21 protein-coding genes and 1 pseudogene are annotated in these 25,146 nt (G+C 42.8%); 6 read left to right on the top strand and 16 right to left on the bottom strand.

What is annotated here, in order from left to right:
- Positions 1–151: 151 nt before the first annotated feature.
- The 14 genes from F9Y84_RS01820 to F9Y84_RS01755 all read right to left on the bottom strand — a co-directional run bounded on the left by F9Y84_RS01820 (position 152) and on the right by F9Y84_RS01755 (position 15,964).
- Positions 152–3,232 carry a ligand-binding sensor domain-containing diguanylate cyclase gene (locus F9Y84_RS01820; RefSeq protein WP_128732741.1) on the bottom strand — a complete coding sequence of 1,027 codons (3,081 nt, stop codon included), beginning with the start codon at positions 3,230–3,232 and terminating at the stop codon, positions 152–154.
- Positions 3,233–3,256: 24 nt separating this feature from the next.
- Positions 3,257–3,739 (bottom strand): phosphatidylglycerophosphatase A family protein, encoded by a 483-nt coding sequence (locus tag F9Y84_RS01815; protein WP_125250896.1) that lies wholly within the window; start codon positions 3,737–3,739, stop codon positions 3,257–3,259.
- An 8-nt stretch (positions 3,740–3,747) separates the two neighbouring features.
- Positions 3,748–4,710 (bottom strand): thiamine-phosphate kinase, encoded by a 963-nt coding sequence (gene thiL / locus F9Y84_RS01810; protein ID WP_128732742.1) that lies wholly within the window; start codon positions 4,708–4,710, stop codon positions 3,748–3,750.
- A 43-nt stretch (positions 4,711–4,753) separates the two neighbouring features.
- Entirely contained in the window at positions 4,754–5,164 is a 411-nt protein-coding gene (gene nusB / locus F9Y84_RS01805) for a transcription antitermination factor NusB (RefSeq protein ID WP_125250898.1), read from the bottom strand.
- A gap of 11 nt (positions 5,165–5,175) precedes the next feature.
- Positions 5,176–5,640, bottom strand: coding sequence for a 6,7-dimethyl-8-ribityllumazine synthase (ribH, locus tag F9Y84_RS01800; RefSeq protein ID WP_125250899.1), 465 nt, complete (start codon positions 5,638–5,640; stop codon positions 5,176–5,178).
- A gap of 116 nt (positions 5,641–5,756) precedes the next feature.
- Positions 5,757–6,869, bottom strand: a complete 1,113-nt coding sequence (gene ribBA / locus F9Y84_RS01795; protein ID WP_125250900.1) for a bifunctional 3,4-dihydroxy-2-butanone-4-phosphate synthase/GTP cyclohydrolase II — start codon at positions 6,867–6,869, stop codon at positions 5,757–5,759.
- Positions 6,870–6,897: 28 nt separating this feature from the next.
- Positions 6,898–7,554 (bottom strand): riboflavin synthase, encoded by a 657-nt coding sequence (locus F9Y84_RS01790; protein ID WP_147389352.1) that lies wholly within the window; start codon positions 7,552–7,554, stop codon positions 6,898–6,900.
- A 1-nt stretch (position 7,555) separates the two neighbouring features.
- Entirely contained in the window at positions 7,556–8,668 is a 1,113-nt protein-coding gene (ribD, locus tag F9Y84_RS01785; protein ID WP_147389353.1) for a bifunctional diaminohydroxyphosphoribosylaminopyrimidine deaminase/5-amino-6-(5-phosphoribosylamino)uracil reductase RibD, read from the bottom strand.
- On the bottom strand, positions 8,665–9,114 hold the full coding sequence (nrdR, locus tag F9Y84_RS01780) for a transcriptional regulator NrdR (protein WP_010372109.1): 450 nt from the start codon (positions 9,112–9,114) through the stop codon (positions 8,665–8,667). The genes ribD and nrdR overlap by 4 nt, the downstream gene beginning before the upstream one ends.
- Before the next feature lie 85 nt (positions 9,115–9,199).
- Complete coding sequence (gene glyA, locus F9Y84_RS01775) at positions 9,200–10,456, bottom strand: serine hydroxymethyltransferase (protein ID WP_125250903.1); 1,257 nt, start codon at positions 10,454–10,456, stop codon at positions 9,200–9,202.
- A gap of 257 nt (positions 10,457–10,713) precedes the next feature.
- The gene (thrC, locus tag F9Y84_RS01770; RefSeq protein WP_147389354.1) at positions 10,714–11,997 is read right to left on the bottom strand and encodes a threonine synthase; all 1,284 of its coding nucleotides are present in this window, start codon (positions 11,995–11,997) and stop codon (positions 10,714–10,716) included.
- Positions 11,997–12,935 carry a homoserine kinase gene (gene thrB / locus F9Y84_RS01765; protein ID WP_147389357.1) on the bottom strand — a complete coding sequence of 313 codons (939 nt, stop codon included), beginning with the start codon at positions 12,933–12,935 and terminating at the stop codon, positions 11,997–11,999. The genes thrC and thrB overlap by 1 nt, the downstream gene beginning before the upstream one ends.
- A gap of 8 nt (positions 12,936–12,943) precedes the next feature.
- Positions 12,944–15,358, bottom strand: a complete 2,415-nt coding sequence (thrA, locus tag F9Y84_RS01760; protein ID WP_147389358.1) for a bifunctional aspartate kinase/homoserine dehydrogenase I — start codon at positions 15,356–15,358, stop codon at positions 12,944–12,946.
- A 240-nt stretch (positions 15,359–15,598) separates the two neighbouring features.
- A complete protein-coding gene (locus tag F9Y84_RS01755) occupies positions 15,599–15,964 on the bottom strand; it encodes a response regulator (RefSeq protein WP_125250979.1) in 366 nt (121 codons plus the stop codon).
- A gap of 193 nt (positions 15,965–16,157) precedes the next feature.
- Between F9Y84_RS01755 and F9Y84_RS01750 the strand changes: the two genes are divergently transcribed.
- From F9Y84_RS01750 to F9Y84_RS22035, 4 genes and pseudogenes are all read left to right on the top strand, one after another.
- Positions 16,158–17,918 (top strand): sensor histidine kinase, encoded by a 1,761-nt coding sequence (locus F9Y84_RS01750; RefSeq protein ID WP_147389355.1) that lies wholly within the window; start codon positions 16,158–16,160, stop codon positions 17,916–17,918.
- 459 nt (positions 17,919–18,377) lie between these two features.
- Positions 18,378–19,292: a recombination-associated protein RdgC gene (gene rdgC, locus F9Y84_RS01745; protein ID WP_147390364.1), complete on the top strand. Its 915-nt coding sequence runs from the start codon at positions 18,378–18,380 to the stop codon at positions 19,290–19,292.
- Between the two features lie 352 nt (positions 19,293–19,644).
- A pseudogene (locus tag F9Y84_RS22040) lies at positions 19,645–20,022 on the top strand (EamA family transporter); the annotation flags it as partial.
- Positions 19,996–20,538, top strand: coding sequence for an EamA family transporter (locus F9Y84_RS22035; protein ID WP_404821594.1), 543 nt, complete (start codon positions 19,996–19,998; stop codon positions 20,536–20,538). The pseudogene F9Y84_RS22040 and the gene F9Y84_RS22035, both read left to right, overlap by 27 nt.
- Before the next feature lie 50 nt (positions 20,539–20,588).
- Here the strand turns inward: F9Y84_RS22035 and F9Y84_RS01735 are convergent, their stop codons facing one another.
- The gene (locus F9Y84_RS01735; RefSeq protein ID WP_147390365.1) at positions 20,589–21,428 is read right to left on the bottom strand and encodes an HDOD domain-containing protein; all 840 of its coding nucleotides are present in this window, start codon (positions 21,426–21,428) and stop codon (positions 20,589–20,591) included.
- Between the two features lie 715 nt (positions 21,429–22,143).
- On the opposite strand from F9Y84_RS01735, the gene F9Y84_RS01730 reads away from it, so the two are divergent.
- Together F9Y84_RS01730 and F9Y84_RS01725 are read left to right on the top strand one after the other, a co-directional pair.
- On the top strand, positions 22,144–23,844 hold the full coding sequence (locus F9Y84_RS01730) for a dipeptidyl-peptidase 3 family protein (RefSeq protein ID WP_147390379.1): 1,701 nt from the start codon (positions 22,144–22,146) through the stop codon (positions 23,842–23,844).
- Positions 23,845–24,214: 370 nt separating this feature from the next.
- Complete coding sequence (locus tag F9Y84_RS01725; protein ID WP_147390366.1) at positions 24,215–24,610, top strand: hypothetical protein; 396 nt, start codon at positions 24,215–24,217, stop codon at positions 24,608–24,610.
- A 128-nt stretch (positions 24,611–24,738) separates the two neighbouring features.
- On the opposite strand, the gene F9Y84_RS01720 is transcribed toward F9Y84_RS01725, so the two are convergent.
- A complete protein-coding gene (locus F9Y84_RS01720; protein ID WP_147390367.1) occupies positions 24,739–25,131 on the bottom strand; it encodes an HIT domain-containing protein in 393 nt (130 codons plus the stop codon).
- Positions 25,132–25,146: the final 15 nt, after the last annotated feature.

Here is a 25,146-nt window from a genome sequence, read left to right as displayed (position 1 = left end):
AATTGCAAACAAATTTAACGCGATAATAAAAAAGGCTTCTATCAAGAAGCCTTTTTTGATCTTATACCAATTACCTTAATTAAGTGGTCTATTTTGAGGCGAGAAAAGCAGTAATAAAGGCGTAAATTATCCTTAACGTAAGGGTTAAGGGTTATCTCATCCACACATTTACTTCAGCCAGTCCATTGCTTTGCAATAACTGTAATTGTGACTCGATATTTGCACTTTGCTCAAACTCGAACGCATCAAGCTGTTCATCAAAAATAATTGTTGCAGCGCCATCACCACCACGCTGTTTAACCTGGTGTAAGGCAATATCGGCCAGATTCACCGATGATTCCCAACCAATCACTTTGCCGCCGAGTAACGGCAATGGATAGTACGACCACCCCATAGACACGGTCAGATTAGTGGTTTTACCGTTAGGTAAGCGATATTCTGTCTCAGCAATTGCTTTACACAAGTCACTCACATACTCTTCAATATAATCCCTGCTGAAGTCTCGCAGCAGCAATAAAAATTCATCTCCACTCCAACGTACAACATAATCAGATCCTTGAGTCCGAGTATTAAGTAACGTGGCCAACTGCTGCAAGCAACTATCACCACCAATTGGGCCGTAGGAGTCATTGATTTTACTGAAGTCATCAATGTTCATTATCATCAACACTAGGCTTTTGTTCTGCGCCTGTAGTGACTGAGCATTACGTTGATAATGCTCTACATCTTTTGGTAGCTGATCAAACAAGAAGCGGCGGCTTCGCAGCCCTGTTAATTCATCAGAGTGACTCACCAACTTCAGCTGTGTATTCACTTGATTGAGTTTTTCATTCGCTTTTCTAAGCTCCGTGGTACGCTCAGCGATGAGACTTTCTAACGCCGCCTGCTTTCTTCTTTCCTGTGCTCTGAACACCCAGAAAATTAAATAAAACATGAAGATAAAGGCACATGTAATAAATAGCCTAAAATAAATTGTCTCATCAAAACGACGCGGTAGTGTAACCGGTAACGCCAGTGTTTTTGCTTGCTCCCAGTCTTGCCCTTGACGTTTCGCTTCTAAAATAAACGTAAAGTTTCCTGGTGGTAAATTAGTATAAATTGCTTCTCGACGAGACTGCGCATCACGCCACTGATTATCATGCCCTTCAAGCATATATCTAAACTCGATGCTTTGCGGTGCATAGAAATCAATGGCCGTATAGTTAATCGTCAAATCTCTTTCTGACGTATCGAGTGAAATAACCTGATTCAATGAGTCAGCACTAAACACTCTATCGTGGGTTGTGAGCGATTCCAAACGAGGCTGTAATCCTCCCCCTCCGAATAGCTGTACATTTTTAGGGATCTCTACCACCCCTTGCAAACTTGGATAAAAAATCGCAGATTCAGTTTCCACCACCGCATCATGCCCAAGCCCAGAGCAGCACTGACTCGGCCTACCATCAAGCTGCTTGTCAAACGGACTTATTACTTGCTCAACTTGCAAACTCTCTATCACATGAGAAAACTGTGCCACAGGCATCCTGTAAACACCTTTCATCGTACTTACCCAAATTAGTTTATTGAGTTTGTCAAAATGTAACGAAAAAATGGAGCCGTATGGCAGGCCGTTGGAGGCATCTAATTGATACCAATCTCCAGCCGATGTTCGATAAAATAGCCCATCATTTAGTGAGCCAACTAACGTCGTCACAGTGTCTAGGTGCAAAATACTCGTGACATAAGCTGAATCGAGAGACGTTTGTGAGCCTATTTTTTCAATGCCCTTGTCATTGTACCTGTAAGCCCCTTTGTTAGTACCAAGAAAGCCATACCTTGGAAAATCTTCAACAAAAGTCACAAATTGGCTGCCTAAGAAGGCATTATACGCAAAGGGTGTAATACCTTTATAATCGAGTCTATACAATCCTCGCCCCGTACCAAACCACATGCCACCTCGGTTTGAAGGGCTGAGCGAAAAAACAGGATTCTGCCTCAGCTCTCGCTCATTAATTTTTTGCAAAGTACCATTTTCGTATAGTAGCGCACCGCGATCGGTGCCCAAAATTAACCTGTCGCCAATAAATTCTAAGTCATGAATCACCGAGCGGTTTAATTGGGCACTGGTTAATACCGGTTGATAGCTATCTTTTAAACTGATAATTCCCAACCCCTCACGGCTAGCCACCCATAATTTTCCGTTAGGCCCTTGAGTAATGGCGGAAATAGCTTGGTTAGTTTTTAAGCCTATATGATGACGCTCAACTTTCCCCGCATGGGCAAGCCATAACCCTTCATTTAGACTAGCAAGCCAGATATTATTATCTTTGTCCAAAAAGATGTCGGCAAACCAAATACTTTGATCTAACTGAATGGGTTCTACAGCCTGCCACACACCATTATTTTGGCGGTACAATAAACGCCCATAGGTAGAAACCCACAGCCCACCTTCCTTATCATTAAGAAACTTATAGACCGCATTGTTTCCTACTTCTTGATAGCGCCGAAGTACTTCATCAAAATCAAGAAAGTAAGCTCCCAACTCTGAGGCTAAATAGAGCTTTCCATCGACCCAAGCTAAATCGTGGATAATCGTTTGAGCCAGTTGCTCTGGCATAGAGACCTTACTGGCCAGTTCAAGCCTTACGCCATCGCCGTTTCGATTACTAGATTCACTGATTTTTAGTAAGTGACGTTCGTTCACTAACCAAATGCCATCAGGAACTAATGCCATTTTGGTAACTGAGCCAACAATCTGATTGATCTGAGTTACATCTAATGTACTTTGCTCGATATGATTTGCTGCAAGCGTAAGCTTTTTGGCGGATACATAGTACAACCCATTTGCTGCAATCCAAATACCACCATCTTTATCTTGTAATATATCTCTTACTGGGCCTTGTAGGTCAAAGCGTCTGGCTTCCAACGTTTTTGGATTAAGTCGAAGTAAGCCACGGCGGGTGCCAACCCAAAGCATGCCAAAACGATCAACGATGAGCTTATTGATGGCATTACTATTTAAAAAGTCAGCATTTTGGGTGTTAAAATTTTGAAATTGGTGACCGTCAAAGCGACTCAAGCCAAATTGTGTACCAAGCCAGATGTAACCTTGATCATCCTGAACCACACTTTTGACACTCTGTGATGGCAATCCACTTTGGATATTCCACTGTTTAACGACGTAATCATCAATTGCCGCATGAGTCATAAACGGTAACAGCAAAGTGAAAATGAAAAACAATAGCCTTGTCATCTTTATTCCATCACATCAGTATTATTAGACTAAGATGCCAGTTTTAAACAAAGCTTGCACGCAAATCAATGAAAAAACACCAGCTAATACATCATCTAACATAATTCCAGACCCACCATGTAAGCGTTTATCTAGCCATCTTATTGGTCCGGGCTTAAAAATATCGAAAAAGCGGAACAATATAAAACCAACAACTAAAGATTGCCAGCTTATCGCCGCACCAATCATTGTGATATAGAAACCTGCGACTTCATCCCAAACGATTGCGGGATGATCATGTACATTAACATCGGTTGCAGTTTTGCCACATAGCCAAATACCAAGCAAAGTCATCACTATTGCCACCAAACACTGCAACCAAACAGGCGCACTTTGGGTGAGCAAAATAAATGGTAATGCGGCAAAAGTCCCTACCGTGCCGGGCGCTTTTTTTGCCAGCCCTAACCCAAAGCCTAACGCCAAAAATTGGTGTGGCTTCTTTAAATTAAATTTGTACTGCTTAGCCAAACCTACTCCTAGCTAAAGTGCTCAAAACCTTGGCCACTTAATTGATAAGGTTGACCTTTATTAACCAATTGAACTTCACCATTATGCGCCGTAATTTGGCCAATACAAACAGGTTCAACACCATATTGTTTTAGCCGAGTTTCAACTGCATTTTTATTGTTATCATTAACGGTAAATAATAACTCGTAATCATCTCCAAAACTGAGCGCTAACCGCAGTCGAGCAGCTTCATCTAGACTAGCACGTAAAGCATTCGACATTGGGACTTTATCAACGTGAATTTTGGCACCGACTAATGAGGCCTTTAAAATATGCTGTAAATCAGCCAATAAGCCGTCGGAAATATCTATTGCTGATGTCGCCAAACCACGCAACACTTGTCCTGCGGCCACACGTGGGGCTGGATAATGAAACTTATCAAGTGCTGCTTTATAATGCAGAGGATCCAGCATCAACTCCTGTTTGCGAGCTTCGATCGCTAAACCCGCATCGCCCAACGATCCGGTGACATATATCCAATCACCAACACGCGCGCTCGAGCGTTTTAAGGCTTTACCATTTGGCACTATCCCTTTTGCACACACAGTAATAGTCAGCGGCCCTTGTGTCGTGTCGCCACCAATTACTTGTACATTGTAGTACTCTGCAATTTCATGCATGCCTTCTGTAAAAGCTTCTAGCCACTCCATATCAGCTGTCGGTAATGTCAGCCCCAAAGAGATCCAGGTTGGTTCCGCTCCCATTGCTGCCAAATCACTAAGATTCACTGCAATGACCCGATGTCCTAATGCTCTTGGAGGAATGTCTTCAAAGAAATGAACGCCAGAAACCAGCGTATCAGTAGTCACTGCTAGTTGGTGACCAGTAGGTACAGATACCAGTGCACAGTCGTCTCCAATGCCAAGTTCCACATCTCGACGAATAATACCACGTCCCTTAAAATAACGATTGATTAGCTCAAATTCTTTCATACACAAAAAAGCCGGCCTAAGCCGGCTATTCCTATCGTAAAACTTATTTACGAATAAACTTAACCGCTTTGTCCAGCACACCATTGACAAACTTGTGGCTCTCTTCTGCGCCAAACATTTTTGCCAACTCTATGCCTTCATTGATCGCCACTTTATATGGTACATCTTCACGGAACTTAAGTTCATAAGCACTAACACGTAGCACAGCCAACTCAACCATATCTAATTCTTCAAGTGGACGTGCTAAATGTGGTTTGACAGCTTCATCAAGCTGCTTTTGATTAACCACTACGCCACGAGCTAAGTCTTTAAAGTACTCAACATCCACTTTAGATACGTCATTTTCGATCAACATCTGCTGTTCGATGTCGGCAATTGGGTTACCACTTAACTGCCAAGAATAAATAGCTTGTAAAGCAAGTACACGTGCTTTGCGTCTAGCTGCTGGTTTCACTGAGATTCCTCTTAAATTTGCTCTAGCACGTTCACCATTTCTAGTGCACCAAGGGCAGCTTCACCGCCTTTGTTACCCATTTTAGTGCCCGCGCGCTCTATAGCTTGCTCAATGCTCTCAGTAGTTAACACCCCAAAAGCAACTGGAATATCATAATCTAATGAAACACAAGCCAAACCTTTGTTTGACTCATTCGCCACTAAATCGAAGTGTGGCGTACCACCACGGATGATCACACCTAAGGCAATGATTGCATCATGCTCTTTTTTCATTGCTATGCGCTTTGCTGCTAGTGGTAGTTCAACCGCTCCCGGTACATACACTACCGTGATGTCCTCATCACTAACACCACCAGTACGCTTTAACTCATCTACCGCACCCTCAAGTAGGCTGCTACCAATGAAATCATTAAAACGTGAAATGACAATGGCAAATTTTTTGCCAGGGGCGTACTTATTACCTTCGATTACTTTCATTAGATGTTCCTAATCTGTATGAGCAATTGCCAAATTGAGGCGCATGATAGCACAGTAATATGGTAATCGCCTACTATCTGACTATAGGCGATTACAATCAATTTGGCTTTTTGAAATTAATTTGGTTCGACGTATTCAACGACTTCTAAATGGAAGCCTGATAGAGCATGGTACTTTTTCGGTAGACTCATTAGGCGCATCTTCTGAATACCTAAATCAGCCAAGATTTGAGAGCCAATACCAACGGTACGTGATGTGCCTTGGAATTTACGATAATTAACTTGCTCTCCAGCATCTTCTGCGGCAAAAGCTTTCACCAAGGCTTCCATATCTTCGCTGCGCTCTTGTTTACCAAGGATCACTAGAACCCCATCATTTTCAGCGATATGCTTCATAGCGCTTTGCAGCGTCCAACTTCTATCCGCGCTGCGATCAGAATGGAGAATATCGTTAAACGTGCTTTGTAGATGCACACGTACCAAGTTTGCATCTTCCGTTTTAATGTCACCTTTGACCATTGCATAATGAAGTTGATTATCAATAGTATCTTTGTAAGTTACTAAATTAAACTCACCAAATTCAGTAGGTAATCGACATTCCGCCACTTTTTCAATGGTAGTTTCATTTAAGTTACGATATTCAATTAAGTCTGCAATTGTACCGATTTTTATATCGTGCTCTTTGGCGAATACTTCTAGTTGTGGGCGACGTGCCATGGTGCCGTCTGGATTTAGAATTTCAACAATCACAGAGGCAGGCTCCAGTCCTGCCAAACGCGCTAAATCACATCCAGCTTCAGTATGACCTGCGCGCGTTAAAACGCCGCCTGGCTGCGCCATAATTGGGAAGATATGACCTGGCTGTACAATATCCTCAGGTACTGCACCTTTAGCGACCGCAGCTTGCACGGTACGAGCACGATCAGCAGCGGAAATACCCGTTGTTACGCCCTTCGCAGCCTCAATAGACAAAGTAAAGTTGGTAGAAAACTGAGCACCGTTAGTTTTCACCATCAATGGTAAGTTAAGCTGCTCACAACGCTCTTGCGTCATGGTCAAACAGATTAGCCCACGACCATACGTTGCCATGAAATTAATTGCATCTGGTGTAATGTGCTCTGCTGCAACGATCAGATCACCTTCATTTTCTCGGTCTTCATCATCCATCAAAATAACCATTTTACCGGCTTTAATATCGGCGATGATTTCCTCAGCACTATTCAAACTCATAGTTTTCCCATTTTTACTTTGTCTGTGGCTACTTTATAAAGCCAGCTTTCGCCAATAGACTTGTTGTGAGAGTGGTCTCGCTGGCAGCGCTTGGCTCCCCCTGAATTAGTCTTTCGAGGTAGCGGGCGATTTGATCGACTTCAAGATTTAATTCTGAGCCAACTTGAAACCCTGCAATCGTAGTTTCTTGCGCCGTATGCGGCACAATCGTTAATTTAAATCGATTTTGTTCAACTGCGTTAACGGTCAAGCTAATACCATCAATGGCAACAGAACCTTTATAAGGTATATATTTCATTAGTGATGCGGGGGCAGATAACCAATAGTCGGTCGCTCTAGCATTCGGGGTTATCTCTACCACTTCAGCTATCCCATCAACATGGCCGGACACTAAATGGCCGCCCAAACGCGATGCCGGTTGTAACGCCTTTTCAAGATTGACCGTTTGCCCTTTTTTATATTCGGCAAAGCGCGTCAAACTTAAGGTTTCATTAGAAACATCAGCTTTAAATCCATCTTGAAACTTCTCAGTTACAGTAAGGCAAACACCATTGGTTGCAATACTGTCCCCTAAGTTTACATCACTCATATCAAGTGACGATGAGCTCACTCGGACAACTAAATCACCACCCTTTGGCTGCAATTGAGTTAGTGTCCCTGTCGCTTCGATAATGCCTGTAAACATGTTACTTCTCTTTAGTCGCAGTAATTTTAAGGTCAGGCCCCACTGGCCTCACATCGTCAAATACCAATTCAGGTATTTGCGCCATCGACTGTAACGGCACGGTATTAAACAACCCGCTCCCTGAGCCAATGATTTTTGGTGCTAAATAGACAATATACTCATCAATCAGCCCCCGCTCGTGCATCACTCCGGCAAGGGTTGCTCCGGCTTCTAACCACACATAATTATGTTGTTTTTCAGCCAATGTGCTAAGCACCGCTCGTAGGTCGAGTTTGCCATTAATTTCAGGTACGACTACTTGTTCTACGAAATAAGGCCAATCTTTTGAATTATCAATAGTACGGCGAAAAATAATCACAGGAGATGTAATGCTAAATAGTGCAAGGTCAGGAGTCAGTCGATTTTGAGAATCAATGATTGCGCGTACAGGTTGACGTAACTCTGATTGCGGGTAATCGCAGTCTTCTAACAGCGCCTCACGCACATTCAGCCTTGCATTATCGACAATTACAGTATCGGCTCCGCTCAGGACAACACAACTTTGCGCGCGATGATGCTGCACATCCAAGCGTGCTGCGTCAGAGGTGATCCACTTGCTTTGACCATTATTTAATGCTGTTTTGCCGTCAATAGAGGCTGCAAGCTTACAGGTTACGAACGGCAATCCCTGTTCCATTCGTTTCAAAAAGCCATTATTTAGCGCTCTAGCTTGTGGTTCTAGCAAACCAAAGGCCGTTTCAATACCCGCAGCTTCTAGCATTGCCAATCCACGCCCTGCAACTTGCGGGTTAGGGTCAACCATAGCTGCAACCACTTTACTGATACCTGCGTCAATCAGACCTTTTGCACATGGTGGCGTTCTACCGTAATGACTACAAGGTTCGAGTGTTACATAAGCCGTGGCACCAGCAGCTTTAGCTCCAGCTTGCTTAAGCGCATGTACTTCAGCATGGCCTTCACCTGCTTTTAAATGCGCGCCTTCACCAACGATTTCACCGTCTTTTACGATCACACAACCTACGTTGGGGTTTGGGGTTGTGGTGTATTTACCGCGCTTTGCGAGCGTGATAGCTCGGCTCATATATTCATGATCTTGTGATTTGAACTGGCTCAATCCCCCAACCTCGCAATCTCTTCACCAAACTCACGAATATCCTCAAACGAGCGATACACTGAGGCAAATCGCACGTAAGCCACTTTATCAAGCTTTTTGAGGGCTTCCATAATACATTCACCAATCATGTCACTTGGAACTTCACGCTCGCCTGTACCACGAATTTGAGATTTAATCTGATGTACTACTTCTTCTATTTGTTCTGTACTAACAGGGCGCTTTTCCAGCGCTCGGTGCATGCCATTAAGCAGTTTGTCTTCGTTGAACGGCTCTCTGGTGCCATCTTGTTTTATTACTCTTGGCATCAGAAGTTCCGCGCCTTCAAAAGTAGTAAAGCGTTCGTGGCATAAAATACACTCACGGCGACGACGGACTTGATGGCCGGAAGCAACCAATCGTGAATCTATCACTTTGGTATCTTTGGCTGTACAAAATGGACAATGCATAGACGCTCTCGTTGAGTTAAAAACAAAAAAGGCCGCTTGAATGCGGCCTTAATCATAACAAAAAACTGCTTTTTTGTGAGCGAAATTATGCGTAAACAGGTAATTTAGCGCAAATTGCTTTTACTTTTTCTTTCACTTGTGCTTGTACAGACTCATCATTGATGTTGTCTAGTACATCACAGATCCAGCCAGCAAGCTCTTTCGATTCAGCTTCTTTAAAGCCACGACGAGTGATCGCAGGAGAACCGATACGAAGACCTGAAGTAACAAACGGTGAACGAGGGTCGTTTGGTACAGAGTTTTTATTTACTGTGATGTTTGCACGGCCAAGCGCAGCATCTGCATCTTTACCTGTGATGTCTTTGTCAATCAGGTCAAGTAGGAACAGGTGGTTTTCAGTTTTGCCAGAAACCACTTTATAACCACGTTCCTGAAGTACCGCAACCATCGCTTGTGCGTTTTTAACCACTTGCTCTTGGTAAGACTTGAACTCTGGCTGTAGTGCTTCTTTGAACGCAACTGCTTTCGCAGCGATAACGTGACATAGAGGACCACCTTGGCCACCGGGGAATACGGCAGAGTTTAGCTTTTTGTAGATCTCTTCATCATCACAAGCAGAGATGATAAGACCACCACGAGGACCCGCTAGCGTTTTGTGCGTTGTTGTTGTTACAACATGTGCATGAGGCACTGGGCTTGGGTAAATACCAGCAGCAACGAGACCTGCAACATGCGCCATATCAACAAGTAGGTAAGCACCTACTTTGTCAGCGATTTCGCGGAACTTAGCCCAGTCAACGATACCTGAATACGCAGAGAAACCGCCGATGATCATTTTTGGTTTGTGCTCAAGTGCTAATGCTTCAACCTGAGCGTAATCAATTTCGCCAGTTTCTTCGTTTAGACCGTACTGGATAGCATTGTACGTTTTACCAGAAAAGTTTACGTGTGAACCGTGTGTTAAGTGACCACCGTGAGCAAGACTCATACCTAGCACTGTATCATGTGGCTGAAGTAGCGCTTGGAATACCGCCGCATTTGCTTGTGAACCAGCATGAGGCTGAACGTTTGCGTAAGTCGAACCAAATAGCTCGTTGGCACGGTCAATGGCAAGCTGCTCAACCACGTCAACGTGCTCACAACCACCATAGTAACGCTTACCTGGGTAACCTTCAGCATACTTGTTTGTTAGCTGAGAACCCTGGGCTTCAAGTACACGTGGGCTACAGTAGTTCTCAGAAGCGATAAGCTCGATGTGCTCTTCTTGACGTGAAGTTTCTGCTTCAATCGCTGCAGACAATTCTGGGTCAAAATCTGCAATATTCATGTTACGTTCTAACATGGTTTCTCCTAGGTAAACGTAAGGGTATTTTTAAAGACAAACTAGCGCCGGTAAGTGGCCAGTGTGTCTATGAAATCAGCATGGGTATATTTAATCAGGGATTGAATTTATTTCACACCCCTATCGCGATGATATTTTTTTATTTAAACATTAATATTTTAAATGAGACAACCTAAGTTGCATTTGAAAAGCTAATATAGTTACGAAATTGAACATACCTAAGTGAGCTATTTACCCACTTAGGTCCCCGTTCTGATCTAGTTCAACTTTGCCAATATCGCCGTCTTCAGGGCGTTATAATCGGCACTAAGTGACTCAGCTAAACAGGTCTTTTTCAGCGCATCAGCCAACGGTTTCGGCATATCAAGCTTATGATTTAAAACATCTTCTACAGACTCTTTGAATTTTGCAGGATGTGCAGTTGCAAGGAAAATCCCGGTTTCATCCGCTTGAGAGTCAAGCGCTAATCCCTCGTAAGCGATCGCTGTATGCGGTTCAGCCAAATAGCCTTTGTCATGTAATTCTTGCATGACTGTTTGAGTGCGCGCTTCCGACACTGAACGTGAATAAAAGTCATGTTTGTTAAAATCACCTCTTTCCAACATGATTTCAACTCGAGGCCAGTTATTAGGTTTGCTCACGTCCATCGCATTAGAGAGTGACTCCAACGTATCGTTTGGCTGCCACTCACCTGATGTAACATAACGAGGCACAGTATCATTCTGGTTTGTCGTCGCACTTAGCTTAGCGATCGGTAATCCTATTGCTGCCGCTATCATCGCTGCGCAAACATTACCAAAGTTACCACTTGGCACTGAAACATGCACTTTATCACGCTGCGACTTAGGTAATTGTGCTAGTGCTTCAAAGTAATAACACACTTGCGCCACTAAACGGCTGATGTTGATTGAGTTTGCCGAATTAAGACCAAGTTTTTGCTTCACCTCGTCATCAAGAAATGCAGACTTCACCATCGCTTGGCAGTCATCAAAGCTACCATCTACAGCATAGCAATGAATGTTTTTCCCAAGTGTTGTAAACAGCTTTTGTTGAGCAAGTGAAATTTTGCCATGGGGATACAAGATCACTACATCAACGTTTTCTTTTTCGTAAAAGGCATGGGCAACGGCAGCACCTGTATCACCACTTGTCGCTGTGAGGATAGTTACACGTTCACCTTGATTAAACATGCTGATACATTCAGCCATAAAGCGACCGCCAAAGTCTTTAAACGCTAACGTTGGACCATGAAATAACTCTAAGCAATACTGGTTGTCAGCAACCTCCACAAGCTTAGCTGGAAAGTTAAATGCGCGCTTTACCATGTCATCTAGTGTGTCTTGTGGTAATTCATCACCGATAAGGTGGTGAAGTACTCTGGCACTGCGCTCAGCAAAAGGTAGTGCAAGTAATGCGTCAATATCCGCAATACGCTCAAAAGATGGTGGAAAGAAAACACCCTGATTGCGACCTAGGCCAATTTTGACCGCTTCGACGAATGAGACGACCTGCTGCTCGTCCTTTAAATTTACTAACTTCATTATTTCTGATCCTTTAATTCTCTTGTACCTTGCGTATCTAGTCGGCAAATATGGCTAAACCCTGCATCATTAATATAGTGTTGCTGCAACCATTGCTGTACGGCATTTGCCTGTTGCTCAGACTTACAAATTGCAAATAATGTAGGTCCTGCTCCGGAAATACTCACCAGCTCGGCTCCTAGGGCTGGTAGCGCCTTTTTCGCTTCGCTAAACCCGGCAATGAGTGGCGCTCTCGCTTCCTCGGCAATACTGTCTTTCATCATCGACAGTGCGTTATCAAATTGCCCTGACTGCATCAGTAAACAAAAACCAGATAGTCGCTGGGCAAATTCCACCGTATCATGCAATGAAAACTGCTGCGGTAGTGCTTGTCTTGCTTTTGCTGTGTTTAGTGCAAAGCCTGGATAAGCAATGACATAAAACCAGTTTTCATCATACGCAACACTGATTGCTTTGCTCGGAATGCAGTCCGCAGTCAGTTGCAGTCCACCAAGGTAGCATGGCGTGATGTTGTCGTAGTGACGACCGCCACTGACCTTAGCTTCAAAGTCGGCCATCAGTTCAATAAGCGCCTCTTGGCTTAATTGCGTATCGGCAAAATCATTAAGTGCAGCAAAAGCAGCAACTACAGAGCATGCGCTTGAACCTAACCCAGAACCAACAGGAAGACCTTTATATAAAGTCATGGCAACCGCTGGCATGTTTGGTGCTACATGCTGCTTGAAGTGCAGTAAACACTGAAACGCCAAATTGTCCTTGGGATCGGCTGAGAGCTTTTCAGCATATGGGCCAATACAATTGAACGTATCATACTCTGCAGCTTCAACACTGACCTGATCACCCAGTAAACTGCCATCAATGGGTTCAAGTGCGGCGCCTAGTGCGTCAAAGCCAACACAAAAGTTTCCCATAGATGCAGGTGCATAAAATGTTTTCATCATTACCCCTACCTCGACAGCGTTTTTAGAATATCTGTAAACACGCCAGCAGAGGTCACTTCCGCACCGGCGCCATACCCTCTGATCACAAAAGGTTTTGGCTGATAGTACTGGCTTAAGATTGCGAGTGCGTTTTCACCATCACGAATATCATACAAAGCGTGCTCCTTATCTACGGCTTCAATACCAACGCGGCATTTGCCATCAACAATTGAACCAACATAGCGTAGCACTTGGTCTTGTGCTTTTGCCGCTGTTATACGGGCTGAAAATGCGTCATCTAATTGAGGTAATTGCGCCATAAATTCATCAACACTGGCACCCTCTGCAAACCCTTCAGGCAACACTGACTCAACTTCAATATCGTCCAGTTCCAATGGCAATCCCGATTCGCGGGCAATGATGAGCAGCTTACGCGCGACATCCGTTCCAGATAAATCATCGCGTGGATCAGGCTCTGTAAAGCCATTTTGTTTGGCTTTCTCTGTTGCTTCCGATAGCGATAAACCATCTGATAATACGCCGAAAATATATGACAGCGAGCCAGACAAAATACCACTGAATGACAGCAGTTCATCTCCTGCGCCAAACAGCAATTTAAGGTTGTCTAGTACAGGTAGACCTGCTCCAACGTTAGTTTCATATAAAAAGTGACGGCGCTTAGCTTGTGCAGCTTGTTGCAGCGACTGATAATACTCATAACTGCCTGTATTTGCTTTTTTGTTAGCCGCAACGACATGAAACCCAGCATTTAGAAAGTTTAAATAGTTGTCTGCGACAAATTGGGCAGCACTACAATCGACAATCACAGGGTTTATTAAATGGTTTTGCTTAACAAACTGGCTAACGTGTTGTAAATCAAAACCCGATTCAGCTTTTTCAAGTGCCAATTCCCAGTTATCAAATGGCACACCTTCAGGGTCTAAATAACATTTACTCGAGTTGGCAATACCATAGAGATTCAAGCGAATATTACGCTTTTCGAGCCATGCTTGCTGTTTATGAAATTGCTTCATTAATTCTTGACCCACTAAACCACAGCCAATCAAGAAAACATCAATGGAAGGTACGTGCGTGAAGAAGTTTTCGTGACACACCTTTACTGCATCTTGGCAAAGCTCACCATCAACCACCGCCGAAATTGAACTTTCTGTTGAGTCCTGCGCGATGGCAACAATATTCACCTGGGCTTGAGCGAGCGAAGCAAAGAATTTGGCAGCAAGACCTTTGTGCGCTCTCATGTTGTCGCCAACCAAAGTAACGATAGCAAGATTACGCTGCACTTCAATTGGGTCGATTAACCCAGCTTGGGTTTCAAGCTCAAATGCCTGTTCCAGCGCAGCCAGCGCGAGACTTAGGTCTTGCTCATGGACACAAAAACTAATACTAAATTCACAAGAAGATTGTGTAATCAGTACGATAGAGACATTGTCTGCTGCCAGTGCAGAAAAAACCCGGGCAGCCATGCCTACCTTGCCTTTCATTCCAGGCCCTGCCACAGTTAACATAGCCAGTTTGTCTAGACTCGAAAGCGCTTTTACTGGAGCCTCGCCACCACCTTGTGCACAAATCAGTGAGCCGGGCACTTCTGGGTCATGAGTATTTTTAATTTCGCACGGCACATCCGCTTTGGCGCAAGGTAAAATGGTTTTTGGGTGCAGCACTTTAGCGCCAAAATAAGACAATTCCATTGCTTCTTTATAAGACAGCACATCAACTTTAGTTGCCTTTTTAATAAGACGAGGATCGGCACTATAAACACCATCAACATCAGTCCAGATTTGGCAGATTTCGGCTTCAAGACAAGCTGCTGCAACTGCCGCAGAATAGTCAGAACCATTACGACCAAGCGTTGTCAGCTCACCCGCTTCATTACTGCCTGTGAAACCCGCCATAATATAAAAACGCGATGCGTTGGCACGAACCATCTCTGCAAAACATAATTTACTCAACCTAAGGTCAACTTCCGCATCAAGGTATCCGCCTTGTGTTTTTACGCACGCTTCAGCACTTAACGAAACCGCATCGGATTGCAGCATGGTATCCATTAGCGCGACACTTATCCGCTCACCAAAGCTAATGACATAAGCTCTGGCTTGACTTGGGCAGTGCCCCAGTAGCTTTGCACCATCTAGTTTATTCTTCAGTAATTCAAAGTCAGGCCAGCCCGAAACACTACCGTACACCGCTTGTACTTCATCGTGTAAGCCTTGGCTACGAGATGCAAATGACTGCCATTGAGTGTCAAATTCAACTCCTTGCCCTGCTAATTCAGCAAGCTCAACTAATTGATCTGTCATGCCACCAGGGGCGGAAAGCACGACGAGTGCTTGTTGTTGCCCATGATCTTTAATGAGCTGTCTTACTCTTTGTAAACAGGCAAAATCTTTGAGGGAAGACCCTCCAAACTTTAGTACTCGCATCATTTTTCCTCATTCCAAAAACAAAAAAGGCCTGTGTTCTTAGTGAACACAGGCCTTTTTTAAACTCGCACTGACCTATGCCACTATCCAGTTAGGATGGTGGTTGTAATAATGGTCGTAGTGATGATATTCGTTTTCATAAAATTAGATTGCCTGAAGTGTAGTCATACTGTCAATACGAAATAGCAAAATAGATTATGCAAATTTCTAATAGTGACATTTGTAATCTGCATAGATAAGTTATCTTATCCCAAATTTATGCAATAGTTCCAAAAGCTGTTCAGCTTTGGCTGGCTTTTCTAGAAACCCCAGCGCGCCCAAGCTTGCAACTCTTTCTTTCATTTGCGCCTGAATATCGGCTGAAATTACCACTACATAACATTCAATTTTATTGGTTTTTATTGCTTCAAGCACACCAATGCCGTCTAATATTGGCATGGTCAGATCAAGACACAACAAATCGATTTGTTGTGCTTGCAGTATCTCCATTGCTTGTTGGCCATCCTTTGCTTGGTGCAACACGATATCTAAATTGCTCTGCAAGTGTTTTATAACTTGCTTTCGGGCTACAGCCGAATCATCGCAAACTAAGACGGAATAACTCATAAAGTGGCCAGTCTTGTACTTAATAAAACGGTCATTGGATAACACTAACTTATAACACATTAAACTTTGCTTAGTAAGGCGCTAAAAAACATATTTAATTAAGATATTTATTTATTTTTAACCATTTATTGGCTAACTTTAAAAGCAGATTATACAAAGGCGATGAACTAACCGTAGGAGCTCAGCTTAATTCATGCTGCAAAAAAGCCTCTCAAAAAAATTGCTCACTAATGTGTTGTCGGTTTACTTCCTTCTAACCTTTGTCGTCACATGCGGTCAAGTGATTGCTGAATACGTCAACACAAAAGACTATATTCGTAATGAGCTGACAATGTTACAAAAAACATTCAGTAGGAGCCTGACTCGCGCTATTTGGGAACTCAACACCAAACAGACAGTCACCACAGCTGAAGGCTTGCTGGCAATTCCCATGATTGAAGGGATCATTGTACGTGATGACAGTGGTGAAATTATTTCTCAGCTTGGACGTTCGCTGGATATTCACGAGCTTTACAGTCAACAGCTTGTTCAAGAAGAAGCAATAATTGAGGACACACCGTCAGGTCTATTCGGTTACACCTTTCCGCTGATATTCGAGTTTTCAGGTCGCGCTACACAGGTTGGAGATGTGACGTTATTTTCAAGCCGAGAAGTCGTGCTTAGTAGGATCATGATATCGATTTACTTCTTAATCGGTAACGCCATGATTAAAACCACCTTTTTGATTATTTTGTTCTTAATTGCATTTAGAAAGCTGCTGACTGAGCCGCTGAGTGAACTTACCGAACAGATAGAAGAGTTCGAAATAGACAATGTTGATGGCCATAGAATAGACATTGGAACGAAGGAGCGTAACGAATTAAAGATAATGGAAGAAGCGTTTAACAAGTTGATCGATAAAATTTCTGAATACCGTAAAAAATTAGACCAAACACAAAAAGAGCTCATCATTAGTAATGAAAAGCTAGATCAACACAACATCCAGCTTGAACAAGAGGTCGCGCGTAAAACTTCTAATCTCAGCCAAGCGATGATGGATTTACAACAACAAAAATACGAATTAGAAAAACAAAAGCTAACACTGACCGAAGAAATTGATCTTAGAAAGCAAACAGAAGAAGAGCTGTTAACGAAACAAAAAGAGCTCGAAAAATATGTTGATGAGCTAAACATGGCGCAAGAGCGCTTAGTGGGTTCGGAAAAAATGGCCGCGCTTGGTGGACTTGTCGCGGGTATTACTCACGACATCAACACCCCAGTGGGAATAGGCGTTACTGCCACCTCGTTTCTACAAGAGCGATTGGATCAGCTAGAGTCTGCTTATAATGCCAAGACCCTTTCTCCTAAAGCATTAGAGGAATTTATTAGCGAAGCCAAACAGAGCGCTAGCCTGCTTACCACCAATTTAGATAGGGCATCTGAGCTCGTTGCAAGCTTTAAACAAATTGCCGTTGACCAAGCCAGTGAAGCGATAAGAACGATTAATATGAAGCAATACCTTGGTGAGGTTATTCGTTCTTTGCACCCAAAACTGAAAAAAACACATCACCAGGTCAATATCGAATGTCCAGAGGACATGACGCTTAACTTACCAGCTGGCGCAATTAGCCAAATTTTTACTAACCTTATTATGAATTCGCTGATCCATGGCTTTGAGAATCAAGATAAAGGTAATATCGATATAAAAATCACCGAAGATAATGGTGCTGTTAATATTGTTTATCAAGATGATGGTAAGGGCGTGACAAAAGCACAACTTGAGCGCCTGTTTGACCCATTTTTCACTACCAAACGTGATCAAGGCGGTAGCGGATTGGGCACACATATTACCTTAAACTTGGTGAAACAAACATTGAATGGCGATATTGAAGTAACAAGCGAAGAAGGAAAAGGCTTGACTTACTATATTAGCTTTCCCAAAGATCTTCAAAAACCAATGGCTATGTTCCACTAGCCATTGGTTTTTGGCCCTTGCCAAGCAGGTACAACAGTTGAACGGCTGCCACCAGTTTTGTTTTTTTAGAGCCTCGTAGAAATGTACACTATCCCCTTGTACAAATACCAAACAAACCAACGTAAAAAAAGATTTTAAGGTAAATGATTTCGACTTATACCAATTACCTTAATGTAAGTGGTCTATTTTGAGGCGAGAAAATTTTGTCAATAACCCCGCTACCGCGTCCTGCTATCGCCACGGTACCCACATTCGTGTAGGCAAGGCAAAAATTTTGCTATTTAGTTGTTCTAAATAAGAAATTTTTAACGCTGTTAGCGTCAGATTTACTCCTTCAAATTGAGCAAGTATTAAGTCAAATTAGTATTATATGAATTGATTAGCGAATATCTTCAGGAATACAAACTTACGCCTTTTTGCTATGATGAGCGCAATTTAATTCCAAATGAGCTTAATTCTATGTGGTTCAGTAACTTAATCTGCTATAAATTCAAACAAGATGTCAACTACACACAAGAGGACTTTGAAAAAGCGCTAGAGCAGGATATTTTCCGCCCATGTGGCAGCCAAGATATGACAACTTTTGGCTGGACAAAAGCTTTTGGTAAACATGGCCAGATGCTTTCGCATTTTTCACAAGACAGCATTTTAGTCTGTGCCAAGCGTGAAGAAAAAGTGCTACCAGCAGCCGTTGTCAATGAAATGGTTGCAGAAAAAATTGAGCAAATAGAACAGCAAGAAAATCGTCCAGTAAAGAAAAAAGAAAAAGACGACATCAAAGAAAATATTCTTGCTACGTTATTACCTCAAGCGTTCAAAAAATCTAGCTTACAGTTTGCTTTTATCGACCAAAAATCAGGTTGGGTGATTGTAAATAGCGCCAGCTTCAACAAAGCAGAAGAGCTACTTGCTCTGCTACGTAAGTCTCTAGGCACACTCCCTGTTGTACCAGCGTTTGCGAACTATGATTTAGACTTACAGCTAACACACTGGCTAACCGAATTTACCGCGCCCGAAGGCTTTGCAATAAGCACCGATGCTGAGTTGCAAGAGCCTGACGACAACGGTGCTCAAGTCAAGTTAAAACAACATGACCTTTCATCAGATGAAATCAAAACGCATTTAGAAAACGGTAAACGTGTAACTAAACTCGCATTAGATTGGCGTGAGCGTGTGAAATTCGTCTTACAAAACGACGGTACATTAAAACGTTTAAGCTATGCAGAGGCACTTAAAGACCAAAATGCGGATATTCCGAAAGAAGATCTAGCCGTTAAACTGGATGCTGACTTTATTTTGGTATCAGAAGAAATCAAAGAGTTGTTAGAAGACCTAACCAAAGGTCTTGGTGACGACGAAGGCCTAGAGTCTTAATTTTAGAGTCATCATCTAGAGCTTGTTGAGCTTTGGATACGAAAAATTGATAGCGGATATGGCTATCAATTTTTCTTTATCCAGTTCAATACTCTATCTTCACAAGGTTACTTTGCGCCAATAGCGAACGGACGGCACGCTCTCAAATGCAAGCGTTTAGTTACTGGCTGGCCACCTTATTTGCACTAACCAACGCATTTGTAGCGCTTTATTTACTCTTCAATGGCATGATAGGAGCTCGGCTTTGGCAGTAACGCTTTGCTAACCTGAATTTCAGGCTTTGAAGACAATTTACATCAGTAGTCCGATACCCGAAGCAGTAATAAGTACAATTAAACGGAGTTTGACGCGCGTGAATGTAAAAAGCATTTCATTGGCTTTAATAGTAGTGATAATTTGGGGGCTTAACTTTTCGGTCATTAAATTTGGCCTAGCAGAGCTGCCTCCTATTTTATTCTCAGGCTTGCGTTTTTTGGTAGTCGCGATCCCTGCAGTATTCTTTATTCCTTTTCCTAAAACGTCGATATAGAACGTACTCAGTGTTGGGCTATTTTTAGGTGTGCTTAAGTTTAGCTTGCTGTTTATTGCGATGGAATCAAATGCGTCAGCTGGCATTGTTTCTTTGCTGCTTCAAGCCCAAGTCATTTTCACGATTTTGCTAAGTGTTTTGTTGTTAAAGGAAACCATGGATCGCTTTCAAGTGGTGGGGATCAGCATCGCAACGTTTGGGTTTAGTTTGTTTTTTATCAACTCGTCTGGGTCAACGACAATATTGGGCGCGGTGCTCATTCTGTTCGCGGCATTATTTTGGTCGTTTTCAAACCTCATCATGAAGCGCCTGCAAAACGTTAATTTACTCCATTTTATTGTTTGGGTAAGTCTAGTGCCGCCATTGCCACTTTTTACACTGTCTTATTTTATTGAAACAGACTCTCCATTGACCTTACTACTGAACACCACAACACAGTCTTGGTTATCCATTGCCTATGTGGGTTATATCTCAACACTGATTGCATTCGCAATATGGGGTTGGCTACTTAAAAATCACAAGGCTGCAGCAGTAACGCCTTTTGCCTTATTAATCCCTATTGTCGGCATTATAGGTTCAGCCTTATTACTTAATGAGCAGTTGATGCGAATGGAAGCTATTGGGGGTGGTTTTATTTTATGTGGCTTAACGGTTTCTGTTACAGGTGCTCGGATAAGCAAAATATTTAGCAAGCCTCGAGCCGATGTTTTGCCATAAACGCCAAAGACCTCGACAGAGGCCTTTGTATTCACGAGAAGCAAAAGGAGCTAAGCAAACATTGTTTTGACGTCTTCGAGTACACTTAAATAAGTGTCATCGGCAAACATACTCACTTCCTTAATTATTCCTTTTTCTTCATATTGTTTTAATGCTGCAGACTTATCAGACACCTGTAAAATACCTTCTACGATTGCACCCACACGAATAAAGTCGACATAACAGACATGTTCTGGTCGGTAATTTGGATTTGCCCAGCTTTCTGCGACTTCAACGAACTCGTCGGTAAATTCCCACTCACGCATTATCGCTCCCCCAATTTTGCCGCCTAATTTCTGGATGGCATGGGCCAAAAAGCTTGGATTGGCAAACACTTCGGGGTGACGCTCGGCCTCTGTCAAAATAGGCAAAACACCGATATTAAACACCAAAGAAGCTAACGTGATTGTATCTCTGTTGAGCGAAGTGTGCTTATTGACGCGAAGATAAAAATCCATCGTTGTTATCGCTTGGCAAGCGACTTTTAACGTCTTCTGCCAAGCTTTGTCCATGTATGTTTTTATGAGCTTATTATTAGAGACAAATAGCTGCTCCATGGCCATCGCAGTTGCAATATTCTTGATTTGTCTTAGACCAATTCGCGTTACCGCTTGGTTTAAGGTATTGACCTTAACCGAACGCCCCATAAAAGCGCTGTTAGCAACTTTAATCATACGCGCTGCAAGGGCTGGGTCATGAGAAATAACGTCTGCCATCTGCATCAAGTTAATTTCAGGGTCATCTGCCGCTTGCCTTACACGCACTGCAATTTCAGGTAATGTCGGCAATACCAAGGTGTCGTTATTGATCCTATCAGTTAGAATCGTGAGCAAAGCATTTTCTGTAGACATGAAACCAAATCCCTTAATAACTGAATAAAAGACCCGACTGCAAACGTAAGTTTTTAATAAAAGTAGGCACTGCGCTTGCTGGTGGTCACACTGCTGATTTTTAGTATCTATGACGTAAGTATTGTCTAACTTTCGGATAAAGTTAAGAAAATCTAGGAAAATAATATTTTATTTATATACCCCCAATAATTAGCAAGTTAGAATTCAAGGTATACCGTACTTTGCGGCTAGCTTTAACATAAAAATATTGGAAAAAGCCCACATCTGGGCATAAATGGTAACCCTTCACATTAACTGCGACTTGAATACCACATATCAATTTAGGTTAACTAGGCACAGTAATACAAAATCGTGTAGGGTAATCTCAACATAATCAGGATCTGTTTATCTTTTACGTTTGTTTTTGGAGTAGTTTGATTGGTATTTATACAAGGCAGAGTCTGCGTAGCATAGTTACTCTATGTCAGTCAGACGATAAAGACTTTGTGCTTCTACAAAGTCACCTTACCCCACATCCTTGTGGGGCAACACTGTTGAAATGCCAACCAAACGCTGCTCTAGGGGTTCACCTAAGTGCGACTTGCTCATTGTTGCTCAACTTTTGCCTAGCTCACTGGGCTGAAAGCCGAGCGTCGCGATCAAAACATACTCAGGAAAACAAAAGTCAAACAGCAAAGGTCAACAGACCCAAGAACACAGACAACAAGGGAGCATTATGAAACACTCTACGATTTCAGTTGCAATCGCGCTTGCAACAGGTCTCACCCTCACTGGCTGCTCTGAGCCATCAACTTCTTCTGAAGAACCTAGTGCACAAACTGAGCAAGCCCAAGCTGATAACAAACAATCAGGCTACAAGCTTGTGAATGCGTCTCAAGACCGACTAAATATTTATACCCCAGTAACGCTAGAAACAGACCTAGGTCACCTAAGTGATAACCAGAAAAAAATGCTGGCTTTACTTATCGACGCTTCCGTTATTATGGATAATTTATTTTGGCAGCAAGCATTTGGCGAAGACAAAACAACCTTCCTAGGCAAAATCTCAGATGAAAAAGTGCGTCAGTTCGCCGACATCAACTATGGGCCTTGGGATCGTTTGAACGGCGACCAAGTTTTTCTTTCTGGTTTTGAAGATAAAGCGCTTGGCGCGGAGTTTTACCCAAGCGACATCACTAAGGATGAGCTAAACAACGCTGAAGTAAAAGACAAAACAGGACTTTATTCTCTTATTCGACGCGATGAAAATGGAAAGCTATACAGTATCCCCTACTCTTCAGCCTACAAAGCCGAGCTAGACCAAGCCGCAGCGCTATTACGCCAAGCAAGTAAACTGGCACAAGACAAAGAGTTTGCGCATTACTTAAACCTACGTGCAGATGCCTTGGTGAACAACAGCTATCAAGCATCTGATTTTGCGTGGATGGACATGAAAAATAATCCAATTGATGTGGTAATCGGCCCGATCGAAACCTATGAAGATCAACTATTTGGCTACCGCACCGCTTTTGAATCTTACGTTCTGGTTAAAGACTTGGCGTGGAGTGAACGCCTCGCTAAGTTTGCCGCTTTCTTACCTGAGCTTCAAACAGGCTTACCTGTTGAGGATAAATACAAGCAAGAAGTGCCAGGCTCTGATGCCGACCTAAACGCATATGACGTCATTTATTATGCCGGTCATTCAAACGCAGGTAGTAAAACCATTGCGATTAACCTGCCAAATGACGAGGAAGTACAACTACAAAAAGGTACCCGTCGCCTGCAACTTAAAAACGCAATGCGTGCAAAATTCGACAAGATCTTAGTGCCAATCGCAGATCAACTTATTGTCCCTGAGCAACGTAAGCACATCACCTTTGATGCTTTCTTTGCTAATACCATGTTCCATGAGGTGGCCCATGGCCTAGGCATTAAAAATACTATTACGGGTAAAGGTACTGTTCGTCAGTCACTACAAGAACACGCCAGTGCGCTTGAAGAAGGTAAAGCCGATATCCTAGGCCTATACATGGTTGAGCAACTACTTAAAAAAGGCGAGATCACCGAAGGTACGCTTGAGGATTATTACATCACCTTTATGGCGGGGATCTTCCGCTCAGTACGCTTTGGTGCATCTAGTGCACACGGTAAGGCGAATATGATCCGATTTAACTTCTTTAAGCAAGAAGGCGCATTCTCTAAAAACACGGACGGCTTATATCAAGTGAATATGGAGAAGATGGGCGCAGCGATGGAGAAACTGTCTAACCTTATCCTAACGCTACAAGGTGACGGTGACTATCAAAAAGTCGATCAACTAATCGCAACGCACGGCGATATCAAAGCGGAACTACAAAAAGACCTAGATAAGCTCTCTGAAGCGAACATTCCTGTTGATGTTACCTTTAAGCAAGGTAAACAAGTACTTGGACTCTAGTACGAACTAGAACACCATGCCATAGTGACTGAAGCGACAAGCTGAAAGCCTATGGCATGACTTACCGCATCACACAACTGGTTGAATAAAAGTCGCGAAATCACCTAAGGTAAATCAAAAGCAAGGCCGATACATATTAAACATTGTGTTGAAACAAAAAGGAGTTTTTATAACAATGAATTTTCGTATCCACTCTGACTCACTGATTTTCACACCTGTGAAAACACCATCTTAAGCAGACAACCCCAAGAGAGATGACTTACAACAACAGCCCGACGAATCAACAACTATCGCGGCGTATATTGGTGATACGCGTAACAGCTCACCACACAGTGCGCTACTAAATCCCGATGGCTTCGACTTTGATAACATGTCTATTAACGAATTTACCGGTATTGTCGATGCTATTCGAACTTTAGAATCGGATATGGCTCGCGCTAGCGGATATTCGGGTAGCTTGCGTGACACTTTTTGGGATGATGTGATGGGCGTTAAAGGAGCACTAGATAATACTGACTTTTCTGAGCTTGATTACCGCGCTGATGATAAGATAGAGATCAGCGATTTTTTTGCCGAAAGTGTAGAGAGAACAGCCAAGATGGAGCAAGAAAATTATCGCGCATTTCATGGTTCACATGGCATCGCCCAGCAAAAACAACAAACAGTAGCCAAAATCACTTCCGAACCCTTCCTTCGAGAGTACCAAGAAAAAGCGGTAGCATTTTTAAAAACTCGTGAAACCCAACTAATTGATAGGCAGGCTTAAGTGACCTGCGCAATATTGAGTACCTATTGAATTAATTCTTTCGGTATTCGTAACGTACACCACCGCAAGTGGTAACCTCGCCTCCATGATTCATTAACGCTACGGGGTAGCTATCACGGAGTAAATATCTACACAAAATTTGCTTTTATTTTTGCAATTTCTTTATCTTCATAAGGCTTTGCAGAAAACAGCCCCCAAACAGGTTTCGGCCAAGCAATATCAGTTTTAAATCGTGCGATGTGGTGCACATGTAATTGCGGCACCATATTACCAAGCGCTGCTACATTCAATTTATCTGGCATAAAGGTGTCTTGTAACAAACGACTCAGCTTGGCCGACTCTTGCCAAAACTGGATTTGCTGTGGCTCAGGTAAATCAATAACTTCTTTTGCTCCCGCTACTCTTGGCACTAAGATAAACCAAGGATATTGTGAGTCATTCATCAATAATACAGTACAAAGCGGCCATTCTGCCATTAGAATACAGTCTCGCTGTAATTCTTTCGCTAATTCAAACATCATAATGCACTTCTTTAG

The sequence above is a fragment of the Pseudoalteromonas peptidolytica genome, assembly GCF_012641745.1.
In the GTDB taxonomy this organism is placed as follows: domain Bacteria; phylum Pseudomonadota; class Gammaproteobacteria; order Enterobacterales; family Alteromonadaceae; genus Pseudoalteromonas; species Pseudoalteromonas peptidolytica.
The sequence above is the reverse complement of the archived record's forward strand: the minus strand, read 5'-3'. Positions and strand labels throughout refer to the sequence as shown.